We start from the raw sequence: 15,063 nt of genomic DNA, 5'->3' as shown, positions 1-15,063 counted from the left end.
CGCTATGGTTAGGTTTGAAAATAAAGACCCCCTGATGTTGGCGCGCCAGTTGCCGATTAAATCCGTAGCGCTGATCCTGGCCGGCGGCCGCGGCTCGCGTCTGAAAGATTTGACCTCCACCCGCGCCAAACCCGCCGTCCACTTTGGCGGCAAGTTCCGCATCATCGATTTCGCCCTGTCGAACTGCCTGAACTCCGGCATCCGCCGCATCGGCGTGATCACCCAATACCAGTCGCACACGCTGGTGCAGCACATTCAGCGCGGCTGGTCGTTTCTCAACGAGGAGATGAACGAGTTCGTCGATCTGCTGCCGGCTCAGCAGCGCCTCAGCACCGAACATTGGTACAAGGGCACCGCCGACGCGGTGTACCAGAACCTGGACATCATCCGCCGCTATGAGGCCGAATACGTGGTGATCCTGGCGGGCGACCATATCTACAAGATGGATTACTCGCGCATGCTGATCGACCACGTCGAGAAGGGCGCTCAGTGCACCGTGGCCTGTCTGCCGGTGCCGCGCAGACAGGCCGGCGAATTCGGCGTGATGAAAGTGGATGAAAGCGACCGCATCATCGAGTTTCTGGAAAAGCCCGCCGATCCGCCGGCGATGCCGGGCAACCCGGATATGTCGCTGGCCAGCATGGGCATCTATATTTTTAATGCCGCCTACCTGTTTCAACTGCTGGAAGAGGATATGTCGACTCCCGGCTCCAGCCACGATTTCGGCAAGGATCTGATCCCGAAAATCACCGCGCAGCAGGCGGCGTGGGCGCATCCGTTTACCTTGTCCTGCGTGACGTCCAACCCCGATCTGCCGCCGTACTGGCGCGATGTGGGCACGCTGGACGCCTACTGGCGCGCCAATCTCGATCTGGCGTCGGTGACGCCGGAGCTGGACATGTACGACCGCGCCTGGCCTATCCGCACCCACATGGAGCCGCTGCCGCCGGCCAAGTTCGTGCAGGATCGCTCCGGCAGCCACGGCATGACCATGAACTCGCTGGTGTCCGGCGGCTGTATCGTCTCGGGCTCGGTGGTGGTGCATTCGGTGCTGTTCCCGCGCGTGCGGGTGAACTCGTTCTGCACCATCGACTCTACCGTATTATTGCCGGACGTGAACGTCGGCCGTTCCTGCCGCCTGCGGCGCTGCATCATCGACCGCGCCTGCCACATTCCGGAGGGCATGGTGATCGGGGAAAACGCCGATGAGGACAGCAAGCGCTTTTATCGCTCGGAAGGCGGCATCGTGCTGGTGACGCGCGAAATGTTGTCAAAATTGTGAGTTAACGTGGGCGGCAGAACGATAGCCTGCCGCCTGATGAACGGTTCGATGGCTTGCGCAACGCGGCACGCATAACAGCGGCAAGCCTGCTTTATTTCTTATCCAGAGGCCTTCGGCCGACTTTCAGGAGTGATAATGCAGGTCTTACACGTATGTTCTGAAATGTTCCCCCTGCTGAAAACGGGCGGACTCGCAGACGTGGTTGGCGCGTTGCCGGCGGCGCAAATCGCCGAAGGCGCCGATGTTCGGGTGCTATTGCCCGCTTTCCCTGACGTACGCAACGGCATCCCCGACACCTCGCTGGTGGCGGAAATCGACTCGTTTGCCGGCCGGGTCGGCCTGCGTTACGGCACCTACCATGGCGTGGGCATCTATCTCATCGATGCGCCCTGGCTGTATGACCGGCCGGGCAGCCCGTACCACGATCAATCGATGTACGCCTACCCCGACAACCATCGCCGCTTTGCGCTGCTGGGCTGGATGGCCTGCGAGCTGGCCAAGGGGCTGGATCGCTACTGGCGCCCGCAGCTGGTGCACGCCCACGACTGGCACGCCGGCCTGAGCTGCGCCTATCTGGCCGCCAACGGCCACCCGGCGCGTTCGGTGTTCACCGTACACAACCTGGCCTATCAGGGGCTGTTTTCCGGCCATCACGTGACCGAGCTGTGGCTGCCGGCGTCGTTTTACGATGTCTATGGCCTGGAGTTCTACGGCCAGATGTCGTTCCTCAAGGCCGGGCTGTTTTATGCCGACCACGTGACCGCCGTCAGCCCGACCTATGCGCGCGAGATCACCCGGCCGGAGTTCGGCTACGGCATGGAGGGGCTGCTGCAGGAGCGGCAGCGGCAGGGCAAGCTGAGCGGCATCCTCAACGGGGTGGACGACAAGATTTGGGATCCGGCCCACGACCCGCGGCTGAGTGCCCGCTACGACGCCGACGATCTGAAAAGCAAGGTCAAAAACAAGCTGCATCTGCAAAAGGCCATGGGGCTGAAGGTGGACGAATCGCTGCCGGTGTTCGCGGTAGTGAGCCGATTGACCAGCCAAAAAGGTCTGGACCTGGTGCTGCAGGCATTGCCTGAACTGCTGGCGCAGGGTGGGCAGTTGGCGCTGCTGGGCGCCGGCGATGCGGTGCTGCAACAGGCGTTTCTGGCCGCCGCCGCCGATTATCCCGAGCAGGTAGGGGTGCAGATCGGCTATCACGAATCCTTCTCCCACCGCATCATCGGCGGCGCCGACGTGATTCTGGTGCCGAGCCGCTTCGAGCCCTGCGGCCTGACGCAGCTCTACGGCCTGAAATACGGCACGCTGCCGCTGGTGCGCCGCACCGGTGGGCTGGCGGACACGGTGGTGGACTGCGCGCTGGAAAACCTGGCCGACGGCACCGCCAGCGGCTTCGTGTTCGACGATTGCGATGCCGTCGCGCTGGGCAACGCCATCCGCCGCGCCATGGTGCTGTGGAGCCGGCCGAAACACTGGCGCCACGTTCAGCGCCACGCCATGAGCGTGGACTTCGGCTGGCCGGTGGCGGCGAAAGAGTATTTATCGCTTTATCAACGCTTGTAGCCCGCGTTTCGCGTCTCGGGTTGACGCGCGGCGGGCAGCCATAAGGGTAGATTGTCGGGGCGCGGCGTAACGCGTCCATGTTCAGCGGGGCCAGCTATTCCGCGGCGAATGGCTGGGCTCCCTACAAGGGATTAAAAAGCCATGACTTCACCGTTTAGTTACACCTCACCTACGGTCAGTGTGGAAGCGCTGAAACACTCCATCGCCTATAAGCTGATGTTTATCGTCGGCAAGGATCCGGCCATCGCCAACCGGCACGACTGGTTGAACGCCGTGCTGTTCGCGGTGCGCGATCGCATGGTGGAGCGCTGGCTGCGTTCCAACCGCGCCCAGCTGTCTCAAGACGTGCGGCAGGTGTATTACCTGTCGATGGAGTTCCTGATCGGTCGCACGCTGTCGAACGCGCTGCTGTCGATGGGCATCTATCAGGATATCGACAACGCGCTGAACGAGATGGGGCTGAACCTGGCGGAGCTGCTGGAGGAAGAGAACGATCCCGGGCTCGGTAACGGCGGTCTGGGCCGCCTGGCGGCCTGCTTCCTCGACTCGCTGGCGACGCTGGCGCTGCCGGGGCGCGGCTACGGCATTCGCTACGAGTACGGCATGTTCAAACAGAACATCGTCAACGGCCAACAGATGGAGTCGCCGGACTACTGGCTGGAGTACGGTAATCCGTGGGAGTTTCCGCGCCATAACACCCGCTACAAGGTGCGCTTCGGCGGCCGCGTGCAGCAGGAGGGCGCCAAGGCGCGCTGGCTGGAGACCGAAGAGGTCGTGGCCATCGCCTACGATCAGGTGATCCCCGGTTTCGACACCGATGCCACCAACACCCTGCGGTTGTGGGGCGCGCAGGCCAGTAACGAGATCAACCTCGGCAAGTTCAACCAGGGCGATTACTTCGCGGCGGTGGAAGATAAAAACCACTCGGAGAACGTGTCGCGCGTGCTGTATCCGGACGACTCGACCTCCTCCGGGCGTGAGCTGCGGCTGCGACAGGAGTATTTCCTGGTGTCGGCCACGGTGCAGGATATTCTCAACCGCCATTGGCTGATGCACAAAACCTTCGACAACCTGGCGGACAAGATCGCCATTCACCTCAACGACACCCACCCGGTGTTGTCGATTCCCGAGCTGATGCACCGGCTGATCGACGAGCACAAATTCAAGTGGCTCGACGCCTGGGAAGTGGTGGAGCAGGTGTTTTCCTACACCAACCACACGCTGATGAGCGAGGCGCTGGAGACCTGGCCGCTGGACATGATTGGCCGCATCTTGCCGCGCCATCTGCAGCTGATTTTCGAAATCAATGATCACTTCCTCAAGATGGTGCAGGAAGTGGCGCCGGGCGACAACGACCTGCTGGCGCGGGTCTCGATCATCGATGAAACCAACGGCCGCCGGGTACGCATGGCGTGGCTGGCGGTGGTAGCCAGCCACAAGGTCAACGGCGTTTCCGCCCTGCATTCCGAACTGATGGTGCAGTCGCTGTTCGCCGACTTCGCCCGGCTGTTCCCCAATCGTTTCTGCAACAAAACCAACGGGGTGACGCCGCGCCGTTGGCTGGCACTGGCCAACCCGCCGCTGGCGGCGGTGTTGGACGACTGCATCGGCCAGACCTGGCGCACCGATCTCAGCCAGCTGAGCGAGATCAAAGCCAACGTCGATTACCCGAGTTTCCTGCAGGCGGTGCAGCGCGCCAAGCGGCAGAACAAGGAGCGGCTGGCGCTGTACATCGCCAAAACGCTCAACGTGGTGGTCAACCCGGATGCGCTGTTCGACGTGCAGATCAAGCGCATCCACGAGTACAAACGGCAGCTGCTCAACGTGCTGCACGTCATCACGCTGTATAACCGTCTGCTGGACGATCCGGAGATCGAGCGCGTGCCGCGGGTGGTGATCTTCGCCGGCAAGGCGGCGTCGGCCTACTATGCCGCCAAGCAGATCATCCGCTTGATCAACGACGTGGCCAAAGTGATCAACAACGATCCGCGCGTGCATACCCAGCTGAAGGTGGTGTTCATTCCGAACTACGGCGTCAGCCTGGCGCAGATCATTATCCCGGCGGCGGATCTGTCGGAACAGATCTCGCTGGCGGGCACCGAGGCCTCGGGCACCAGCAACATGAAGTTCGCGCTGAACGGTGCGCTGACCATCGGTACGCTGGACGGCGCCAACGTCGAGATGCGCGAGCACGTGGGGGAGGAGAATATCTTTATCTTCGGCAATACCGCCGAGCAGGTCGAGGAACTGCGCCGCAACGGTTACAACCCGCGCCAGTACTATGAGCAAGACCCAGAGCTGCATCAGGCGCTGACGCAGATCGCCACCGGCGTGTTCAGCCCGGAAGAGCCGAAACGCTATGGCAATTTGTTCGACTCGCTGGTCAACCTCGGCGATCACTATCAGCTGTTGGCGGATTACCGCAGCTATGTGGACACGCAGGACAAGGTGGACGAGGTGTATCTCAATCAGGACGAGTGGACGCGGCGTGCGGTGCTGAATATCGCCAACATGGGCTACTTCTCCTCCGATCGCACCATTCAGGAATACGCGGACGAAATCTGGCACATTCAGCCGGTGAAGCTGTAAAGCGGGAGAGGAAAAAAACAAAGGGCCGGATAACCGGCCCTTTTTCATTACGCTGTGGCTCAGGAAGCCAGAGACAGCGCTTTCGTTTTCGCGTGTTCTGCCAGCCAGGCTTGCACTCGCGCCTGCTGCGCTTCGTCCAGCCACATGCCCAGCTTGGTGCGGCGCCAGATGGCGTCGGCCAGCTCTACGACCCACTCTTTCTCGGTCAGGTAGCGCAGTTCGGCTTCATACAGACCGTGGCCGAAATCTTCGCCCAGATCGGCGAGGCCGTTGGCGCCGGCCAGGATCAGCTCGCTCTGGCTGCCGTAGGTACGGGCATAGCGGCGCGCCAGGGCTTCCGGCAGCCAGCCGTGCGCACGGCGCAGTTTGGCCGCGTAGCCGTCGCGATCGCCGCCGATGTCACCGCCTGGCAGCGTGGCGTTTTTGGTCCACGCCGGGCCGCAGCCTGGGTAGTAGTGGGCCAGTTTTTCCATCGCGTGCTCGGCCAGCTTGCGGTAGGTGGTCAGCTTGCCGCCGAAGACCGACAGCAGCGGCGCCTTGCCTTGTTCGTCGTGCACGTCCAGCGTGTAATCGCGGGTGATCGCCTGCGGTGAATCGGATTCGTCGTCGCACAGCGGACGCACGCCGGAGTATGTCCAGACGATGTCGTCGCGGCCCAGCTGCTTCTTGAAGTGATCGTTGTACACTTTCAGCAGATAAGCGATTTCATTCTCGTCGATCTTCACATCTTTCGGATCGCCTTTGTACTCTACGTCGGTGGTACCGATGATGGAGAACTCGTCATTCCACGGGATCACGAACACGATGCGGTGGTCTTCGTTCTGCAGAATGTAAGACTGCGGCTGATCGTGCACGCGCGGCACCACGATGTGGCTGCCTTTGATCAGGCGGATGCCGTAAGGCGATTTCAGCTTCAGGCCGTCGTCGAAGAAGTTTTTCACCCACGGGCCGGTGGCGTTCACCAGGCCTTTGGCGCGCCAGGTGAAGGTTTTGCCGCTGTCGATATCGACCGCTTCCACCATCCACAGGCCGTTTTCACGCCATGCGCGGGTCACTTTGGTGCGGGTGCGCACTTCTCCGCCGCGTTTTTCCACTTCCTGCGCGTTTAGCACCACCAGGCGAGCATCGTCGACCCAGCAGTCGGAATATTCGAAACCGCGCTTCAGTTCAGGCTTCAGCACCGACTCTGGTCCAAAGCGCAAACCCTTGCTGCCCGGCAGGCTGGTGCGTTTGCCCAGGTGATCGTACAGGAACAGGCCGATACGGATCATCCAGGCCGGACGCAGGTGCGGCTGATGCGGCAGGCGGAAGCGCATCGGGAACGCGATGTGCGGCGCCAACTTCAGCAGCACTTCACGCTCGGCCAGCGCTTCGCTCACCAGACGGAATTCGTAGTGTTCCAGGTAGCGCAGGCCACCGTGGATCAGTTTGGAACTGGCGGAAGACGTAGCACAGGCCAAGTCTTGCGCTTCCAGTAGCAGTACCGACAGCCCGCGCCCGGCAGCATCCGCCGCGATGCCGGCACCGTTGATGCCGCCACCGATAACGATCAAGTCTTTGGTTTCCACGTCATCTTCCTCCAGATGTTCGAAATAGCTCTTTCATGTTCGTTTTCGCTCATGATTGTAATCAAAAACCAACAAGCAAGCCAAGACTTAACCAAACAAAAACATTTAGGCGTGATAGAGGTAACAGTTTGGTGATGGTAGTCACATAAATGATGTGGATATGGTGCGAGCGCGCAAACGGCTGTCGATAAGGGGGCGAGGGCGGGAAACGGGGCGGCGGCGCGCCGCCCCACAGGTTACGGCTGAATCAGCACAGCTCCAGCTGCACGTCGTACTGTTCGATGATTTTCATCACGCTCGGCGGCGGTAACTGATCGGTAAACAGGTAGTCGATCAGATTCATGTTGCCCAGGTTGACCATGGCGTTGCGGCCGAATTTGGAGTGGTCGGTGACCAGCATCACGCAGCGGGAATTTTCGATAATCGCGCGTTTGGTGCGCACTTCATGATAGTCGAATTCGAGCAGCGAGCCGTCCATATCGATGCCGCTGATGCCGAGAATGCCGTAATCGAGGCGGAATTGGGAGATGAAGTCCAGGGTGGCTTCGCCCATGATGCCGCCGTCGCGGGTGCGCACTTCGCCGCCGGCCAGGATCAGGCGGAAGTCTTCCTTGGCGGTCAGCAGGGTGGCAACGTTGAGGTTGTTGGTGACCACGCGCAGGTTCTTGTGGTTCATCAGCGCATGGGCCACCGCTTCCGGCGTGGTGCCGATATCGATGAACAGCGTGGCGCCGTCCGGGATCTGGCTGGCGACGCGCTGCGCGATGCGGGCTTTCTCTTCCGACCACATCACCTTGCGATCGTTATAGGCAGCGTTGACCGAGCTGGAGGGCAGCGCCGCGCCGCCGTGGTGACGCTGGATCTTGTTCTGGTCGGCCAGGTCATTCAAATCGCGGCGAATCGTTTGCGGGCTGACGTCAAAATGTTCGACCAGCTCTTCCGTGCTGACGTAACCCTGCAGGCGCACCAGCTCGATAATTGCGTCATGACGCTGTGTTTGCTTCACGATAATCCCCTAAAACGCCCGCTATGCCCGCTGGGCACAGCTCCCGGCTGTTATTGTTCGTTGTGTGCGCGATGACGCGTATCCCAAAATGCCATCAATAACCCTAACACTAAACCGGCTACGTGTGCCGCGTTGGCGATCGACATTCCTAAAATATCGAAATATCCGGCCACCAGCCACAGCACCGAGAACACCATCAGGCCACGCGGCAGCATCAGGCCGCGCTCCGGCGCCCGTTCACCCGTCAGCCACACATAGCCCATCAGCGCGTAAACCACGCCCGACAGCCCGCCGAACAGCGCGCCGCTGAACAGCGATTGCGCCCAGCCGCTGAAGAAGGCCGACACCACCGCCAGCACGAACAGCTTGCCGGCGCCGAGGCGTTTTTCCATCTGGCCGCCGAGATACCACCACCACATCAGGTTAAACAGGATATGCAGCAGGGAGAAATGCAGGAACGCATGGCTGACCCAGCGCCACAGCTGCGTGTATTGGCTGCTGTCCTGTGGCCAGGAGAGCCAGTACATCACGGTGTCGTCGCCCAGCGCCTGCATCAGGATGTAGACCGCGATGCACAGTACCATCACGCCGAGCGTCAGCGGCCCGGCCTTGCTGCGCAGGGTGTGCAGGTAGGATTCGCTCTGATAGTGCAGGCCGGCGTCGGTATGGCCGGTCTGCCAGCTGGCGGCCTGATAACGGCGGTTGAGCGGATCGGCCAGAAACTGCTGCAGTTCGTGCTGCACCTGTTCGAGGTGGCCGTCGTCGGCCAGCCAGATTTCCGCCGCCTCGCCGCTGTTGCGCAGCTCAAGCCGGATGCCCTGGGTCGCCATATAGTCGACAAAGGCCAGCGCCAGGCGCGGGTTGGATATGGCGATTACTCTAACCATTGCTCTTCCGTCGTAAGTGAATGATTTTGGCCGCGGCTTGCTCGTCGGCGACCCTGACGGCCGATTATAACGTCGAAATCCTGAGCGCTGGCAAACGGATCTGCGAAAAACCCGCGAAAACGCGCATAAAATCGAAGGGAAAGCCCGCCGACGAGCGGCGGGCGGCGGGAATCAGGCAGAGGTTTCCACGTCTTGCGGATACTGGCGAGCCCAGGCTTCGAAGCCGCCGTCGATGCTGTAGACCGCGTCGAACCCCTGGTGCAGCAGATACTGCGCCGCGCTGCGGCTGCTGTTGCCGTGGTAGCACATCACCATCACCGGTCGCTCGAAGTCGTTTTGTTGCATAAAGGCCGACAGGGTGGCGTTGGTGAGATGAAAGGCGCCTGGCGTATGCCCGGCTTCAAAACTTTGCGGATCGCGGATGTCGACCAGGGCGGCACTGCCCTCTTTCCAGCGGCTGTACGCCTGCTCAACGTTGATCGCTTCGAACTGTTCCATACTGCTGACTGCCTCGTAATTGGGGGACGCCGCTATTGTAACCAACTCTGCGGCGTTTAAGACCAGAGGGACATCAGGGTTTTTAAGCGCCGTACCCCATCATCTTCAACAGCTGCTGCGCCTGCTGCACTGCCTCCTGGCGATGGGCCACGCCGAGCTTTTGGTACAGGTTGCGGATGTGCGTCTTGATGGTGGTGGCCGCCACGTCCAGTTCGCCGGCGATCTGGTCGTTGCTGTAACCGGAATAAATCAGCCCCAGCACCTGCCATTCGCGCTGGGTGAGCGGGCTGGTGCGGATCAGCTCCGGCACCTGCGGGTGGGTCAACAGCTTATCGACGAAGTTCTCGTCAAAATGCGCGAACTTGTGCCGATGATGCTGGTTGATGTCGCGCAGGATGCGCTGGGCGCGATGCTGTTCCAGTTCCGGCAGCGTGTTGAGCTGGATCAGCTGGCGCAGCTGTTGCGCCATCGCTTCGCCCTCGATGACGAAATGGCTGATAAAGCCGGTGCGGTTAGCCAGCGACAGCGCTTCGATCAACGCCTGCTGCGCTTCGCCCTTGCGCTCTTGCAGCCAGTACAGCTGGTTGCTGAGGAGCAGATTGCGGTTGAGATCGCTCACCAGCCGCAGGCGGCGGGCGTTCTCGTTCAGCTCATCCAGCACCACGCCGGCCTCATCATACTGGCCGAGCAGGATCTGCACCCGCGCGATGTTGCGCCACTGGCCCTGCGTGAAGTGGTTGTCCGCCATGCCGGGCTTTTCGGTGTGGCGCAGCCACTGGGCGGCGGCAGCGGTGTCGCCGGTCATCTGCCAGTGGATCACCCGCGACTTGTCGGTGTTGGTCAGCCAGTCGCGATGGTAGTGGGCGCCGTGCAGCAGGGTTTCGCAGCGCTGCAGGTGGGTATTGGCATTGTCCAGATCGCCGCGCGCCAGCGAGCACTTGGCCAGCATGGCGATGCACTGCAGCTGTTGCTGCGGCTGGTAGTTCGCCAGGATTTTCAGCCCGGTGCGCGCCGCGTCTTCCGCCTCGTCCAGCCGCGACCACGACCACAGGATCTGCGCGCGAATGCGCAGCAGGAATTCGTGCATCGGCAGCTGTTCCAGATGCTGTTCGCGGATCAGTTCGAACGCCTTGTCCTGGGTTTCGTAAGCGGCCTGCAGGAAGCCCTGGGCGATGAGGATTTCGCTCTGCTGCAGCAGTGCCCAGAGTGCGTAGTGGTTGGCCTGATGACGACGCGCCATCTGCTCAGTTTGCTGCATCATCGGCAGCGCGCGCGCCAGCTCGCCCTTACAGTGGTGCACTTCGCCGGTCACCGAGGTGGCGACGATGCGGCTGTAATAGCTGGACAGCGGCAGGAATTTCAACGCTTCGGTCGCCAGCCGTTCGGCCTCTTCCGGTTTGCCGGCGTTGATCGCCACCTGGGCGCGCAGGGCGTCGAACTCGGCGTGCAGCGTTTGGTCTATCTCGATTTTCTGTTCGCGCATGGTGCGCTCGGCGCGCTCCAACAGGGTGTTGACCTCGCCGTAGCGGTGCTGGCTCTGCGCCAGCCAGGCCTGCAGCAGCGCCAGTTTGGGGTTCTGAATCAGGCGCTCATAGGGCAGTGCGTTCAGGCACTCCTCCAGCAGGGCCAGTTCGCTGTGGTGGAACAGCGACCAAGCGTGTTGCAGCAGGATATCGCGCAGCATGCTGACGTCGCTGGCCGCCAGCGCATGGTGAATGGCCTCCGCCGGATATCCCAGCGCCAGCCAGCCCTCTGCGGCGGCGCGATGCAACCCCGGCAGCTCCAGCGCCAGTTCCCATTGGCAACGCTGGCGCAGGAAAGAGGCGAACAGCGGATGGAAGTTGAACCATTCGCCGGTGTCGTCCATGCGGTGGATAAACAGCCCCTGGCGTTCCAGCTCCTCCAGCCGTTGCTGGCCGTTGTCTTCGCCGGTCAGCCGCACGATCAGCGCATCGTTCATCGAACGCAGCACCGAACAGCGCAGCAGGAAGGCGCGCGCCTCGGCATCGACGTGGTCCAGCACTTCGTCCACCAGGTAGTCGGACAGGTGACTGGCGTTCAGCCCCGCCAGGCGCCTGGCCGACAGCTGGGCCGACGAGGCGGACTGGCGAGCCGACAGCGCGATCAGCTGCAGCGCGGTGGCCCAGCCTTCGACTTCGTCGCACAGGCGGCTGCTGTCCTGCTGTTCCATCGGCGCCGCCAGGCGGCAGTCGAAGAACTGTTTGGCCTCCTGATGGGTAAACGCCAGCTGCTGCGTGCCCATTTCCAGCAACTGATCGCGCACCCGCAGATTGGCGATGCCGAGCGGCGGCAGGGTGCGCGAGAGCAGGATCAGCGTCAGATTTTCCGGCTGATGGCGCAGGAAAAAGCGCATGGCTTCGTGGATGGCGTCGTTGGTGATCAGGTGGTAGTCGTCGATCACCAGGTACAGCGGCTGGTGCCAGTCGGCCAGCTCGATAAACAGCTGGGCGAACAGCGCCGACAGGCTGGCGTACTGATGTTTCTGGCTCAGCGCCTCGCTCTTGACGCAGCGGCCGCCGCTGGCCTGCTGCAGCGCGGCGATCAGGTAGCTGGCGAAGCGTTCCGGCTGGTTGTCGCTCTCATCCAGGGAATACCAGCCCAGATCGGCCTTGCCGGCCGCCCATTGGGCGATCAGCGTGGTTTTCCCGTATCCCGCCGGGCAATTGACCAGTGTCAGGCGATAGTTGCCCGCGCTGGCCAGTTTGGCCAGCAGGCGATCGCGGATCACGGTATTTTGCAGCCGTACCGGGCGGCTCAGTTTTGATGGGATCAGCATAGTATTCCAGGGTATAAATCGCGGTTCCCGCCGGGATTGGAGTGGCGCTAATTATTTTATGGTTCGTAATTAATAGCTCCCCCTAACTTCTGCCAACCCTAAACGTATTGCAACAAGCTTCCGCATCGGCTTGGAGTTAAGTTGCTATCGATCACACTTTTTTACGTTTGGCACCGGCGCGCGGCGATGCGGTTGCAGATCGCATTTCCGGCCATGGACAAAACTTCAGCAGCGCGAATACTTGTGCTAACGTCATGGTTAACGTTCTCAGTGCTCGCCGCACGCGTTGGCGGGCTTTTTTGCATCGTTGCAAGGGAGTCAAAAAGTGCCTGAGATCACAATTCCAGCTACGCCCCAATCCTCCTCCCCAGCTAATCCCCAGGCGGGATGATGCCGTCAGGCTTTCTCACCGGCACGATAGCGGCAATTTGACCCACTTACTGGATAGAGAGTTTTCCTTATGTCACAGCCTACGCTCAAGAAGGATGCTTTTCTGGCGGCGCTTGCCCGCCAGTGGCAACGGTTCGGCCTCAGTTCCGCACAGCAGATGACGCAACATCAATGGTGGGAAGCCGTCAGTGCGGCGCTGGCCGAGCAGCTGGCCGCACAGCCGGCGCCGCGCAAAAGCGCCAAACCGCTGCGCCACGTGAACTACATCTCGATGGAGTTTCTGATCGGCCGGCTGACGGCGAACAACCTGATCAACCTGGGCTGGTACGACACCGTCGAGCAGGCGCTGGCGGAGCAGGACGTCAAGCTGGCGGATCTGCTGGAGCAGGAAACCGATCCGGCGCTGGGCAACGGCGGGCTGGGGCGCTTGGCGGCCTGTTTCCTCGACTCGATGGCGACGGTGGAGCAACCGGCCACCGGCTATGGGCTGAACTACCAGTACGGGCTGTTCCGCCAGTCGTTCCAGGGCGGGCAGCAGCAAGAGGCGCCGGATAACTGGCAGCGCGAGAGCTACCCGTGGTTCCGCCACAACGCTGCGCTGGCGGTGGACGTGGGCATCGGCGGCAAGCTGGAAAAGCAGGCCGACGGCCGCGAACTGTGGCGCCCGGCCTTCACCCTGCGCGGCGAAGCTTGGGATCTGCCGGTGCTGGGGTATCGCAACGGCGTGGCACAGCCGCTGCGCCTGTGGCAGGCGACCCATCAGCACCCGTTCAACCTGAGCGATTTCAACGACGGCAAATTCTTGCAGGCGGAGAAGCAGGGCGTAGAAGCCGACAAGCTGACCAAGGTGCTCTACCCGAACGACAACCATCAGGCCGGCAAGCGCCTGCGCCTGATGCAGCAGTATTTCCAGTGCGCCTGCTCGGTGGCGGACATTTTGCGCAAGCACCATCAGGCCGGCCGCAAGATTGAAGAGCTGCCGAAGTACGAAGTGATCCAGCTGAACGACACCCACCCGACCATCGCCATTCCGGAAATGCTGCGCATTCTGCTGGACGAACACCAGCTGGAGTGGGAGGCGGCCTGGGCGATCACCAGCAACACCTTCGCCTACACCAACCACACCCTGATGCCGGAAGCGCTGGAATGCTGGGATGAAAAACTGGTGCGCAGCCTGCTGCCGCGCCATTTCTCCATCATCAAACAGATCAACGCCAGGTTCAAAAAGCAGGTGGATAAGCACTGGCCGGGCGACGAGGCGGTGTGGGCCAAACTGGCAGTGCACCACAACAAGCAGGTGCGCATGGCCAACCTGTGCGTGGTCAGCGGCTTTGCGGTCAACGGCGTGGCGCAGCTGCACTCGGATCTGGTGGTGAAAGATCTGTTCCCGGAATATCACCAGCTGTGGCCGAACAAATTCCATAACGTCACCAACGGCATCACGCCACGCCGCTGGCTGAAACAGTGCAACCCGGCGCTGTCGGGCCTGATCGACGAGACGCTGAAGGTGGAGTGGGCGAACGATCTCGACGCGTTGCGCGGGCTGGAAAAATTCGCCGACGACGCGGCGTTCCGCCAGCGTTATCAGCAGATCAAACGCGACAACAAGGTAGCGCTGGCCCATTACGTGCACGGTGTGATGGGGTTGACGCTCGACCCGGATGCGATTTTCGACGTGCAGATCAAGCGTCTGCACGAATACAAACGCCAGCATCTGAACCTGCTGCACATCCTGTCGCTGTATCGCCAGCTGCGCGACAACCCGAATCTGGACATCGTGCCGCGCGTCTTCCTGTTCGGCGCCAAGGCCGCGCCGGGCTACTACCTGGCGAAGAACATCATCTACGCCATCAATCAGGCGGCCGAGAAGATCAATCACGATCCGTTGGTGAAAGATCGCCTGAAAGTGGCGTTCATTCCCGACTACCGCGTGTCGGTGGCCGAACTGATGATCCCGGCGGCGGATATCTCCGAGCAGATCTCCACCGCCGGTAAAGAGGCCTCCGGCACCGGCAACATGAAGCTGGCGCTGAACGGCGCGCTGACGGTCGGCACGCTGGACGGCGCCAACGTCGAAATCGCCGAGCAGGTGGGCGAAGACAATATCTTTATCTTCGGCAATACCGTGGAGCAGGTGAAGGCGATACTGGCGAAGGGCTACGATCCACTCAGCTACCGCAAGAAAGACAAGCACCTGAAGGCGATTTTGGACGAGCTGGCGAGCGGCGCGTTCAGCCACGGCGACAAGCACGCGTTCGACATGATGCTGCACAGCCTGCTGGAAGGCGGCGATCCCTATCTGGTACTGGCGGACTTCGCCTCGTACTGCCAGGCGCAGCGCCGGGTCGATGAACTGTACCGCGATCGGGACGAGTGGACGCGGCGGACTATCCTTAACACTGCGCGCGTCGGCATGTTCAGCTCGGATCGCTCGATTCGCGATTACCAGCAGCGCATCTGGCAAGCCAAACGTTAAGGAG

General features: G+C 61.5%; 9 protein-coding genes. 4 read left to right on the top strand and 5 right to left on the bottom strand.

From position 1 onward, the window contains the following. Positions 1–4: 4 nt before the first annotated feature. From glgC to glgP, 3 genes are all read left to right on the top strand, one after another. Positions 5–1,282: a glucose-1-phosphate adenylyltransferase gene (glgC, locus tag C9411_RS22770; RefSeq protein WP_107227979.1), complete on the top strand. Its 1,278-nt coding sequence runs from the start codon at positions 5–7 to the stop codon at positions 1,280–1,282. A 135-nt stretch (positions 1,283–1,417) separates the two neighbouring features. Further along, positions 1,418–2,848, top strand: a complete 1,431-nt coding sequence (gene glgA, locus C9411_RS22765; RefSeq protein WP_063991715.1) for a glycogen synthase GlgA — start codon at positions 1,418–1,420, stop codon at positions 2,846–2,848. A gap of 141 nt (positions 2,849–2,989) precedes the next feature. Further along, a complete protein-coding gene (gene glgP / locus C9411_RS22760; protein ID WP_063991714.1) occupies positions 2,990–5,437 on the top strand; it encodes a glycogen phosphorylase in 2,448 nt (815 codons plus the stop codon). A gap of 59 nt (positions 5,438–5,496) precedes the next feature. Here glgP and glpD read toward each other — a convergent pair whose 3' ends face one another. The 5 genes from glpD to malT all read right to left on the bottom strand — a co-directional run bounded on the left by glpD (position 5,497) and on the right by malT (position 12,193). Beyond that, complete coding sequence (gene glpD, locus C9411_RS22755; protein ID WP_107227978.1) at positions 5,497–7,005, bottom strand: glycerol-3-phosphate dehydrogenase; 1,509 nt, start codon at positions 7,003–7,005, stop codon at positions 5,497–5,499. 247 nt (positions 7,006–7,252) lie between these two features. Beyond that, positions 7,253–8,011 carry a DeoR/GlpR family transcriptional regulator gene (locus C9411_RS22750; protein ID WP_004930797.1) on the bottom strand — a complete coding sequence of 253 codons (759 nt, stop codon included), beginning with the start codon at positions 8,009–8,011 and terminating at the stop codon, positions 7,253–7,255. Between the two features lie 50 nt (positions 8,012–8,061). After that, complete coding sequence (gene glpG / locus C9411_RS22745) at positions 8,062–8,898, bottom strand: rhomboid family intramembrane serine protease GlpG (RefSeq protein ID WP_063991712.1); 837 nt, start codon at positions 8,896–8,898, stop codon at positions 8,062–8,064. 171 nt (positions 8,899–9,069) lie between these two features. After that, a complete protein-coding gene (glpE, locus tag C9411_RS22740) occupies positions 9,070–9,396 on the bottom strand; it encodes a thiosulfate sulfurtransferase GlpE (RefSeq protein WP_063991711.1) in 327 nt (108 codons plus the stop codon). An 82-nt stretch (positions 9,397–9,478) separates the two neighbouring features. Next, entirely contained in the window at positions 9,479–12,193 is a 2,715-nt protein-coding gene (malT, locus tag C9411_RS22735) for an HTH-type transcriptional regulator MalT (RefSeq protein WP_107227977.1), read from the bottom strand. A 460-nt stretch (positions 12,194–12,653) separates the two neighbouring features. On the opposite strand from malT, the gene malP reads away from it, so the two are divergent. Continuing rightward, a complete protein-coding gene (gene malP / locus C9411_RS22730; protein WP_063991709.1) occupies positions 12,654–15,059 on the top strand; it encodes a maltodextrin phosphorylase in 2,406 nt (801 codons plus the stop codon). Positions 15,060–15,063: the final 4 nt, after the last annotated feature.

This window comes from Serratia sp. Nf2, assembly GCF_003028435.1.
Classification (GTDB): Bacteria; Pseudomonadota; Gammaproteobacteria; order Enterobacterales; family Enterobacteriaceae; genus Serratia; species Serratia marcescens_L.
This window is presented reverse-complemented; position numbering and strand designations above follow the sequence as displayed.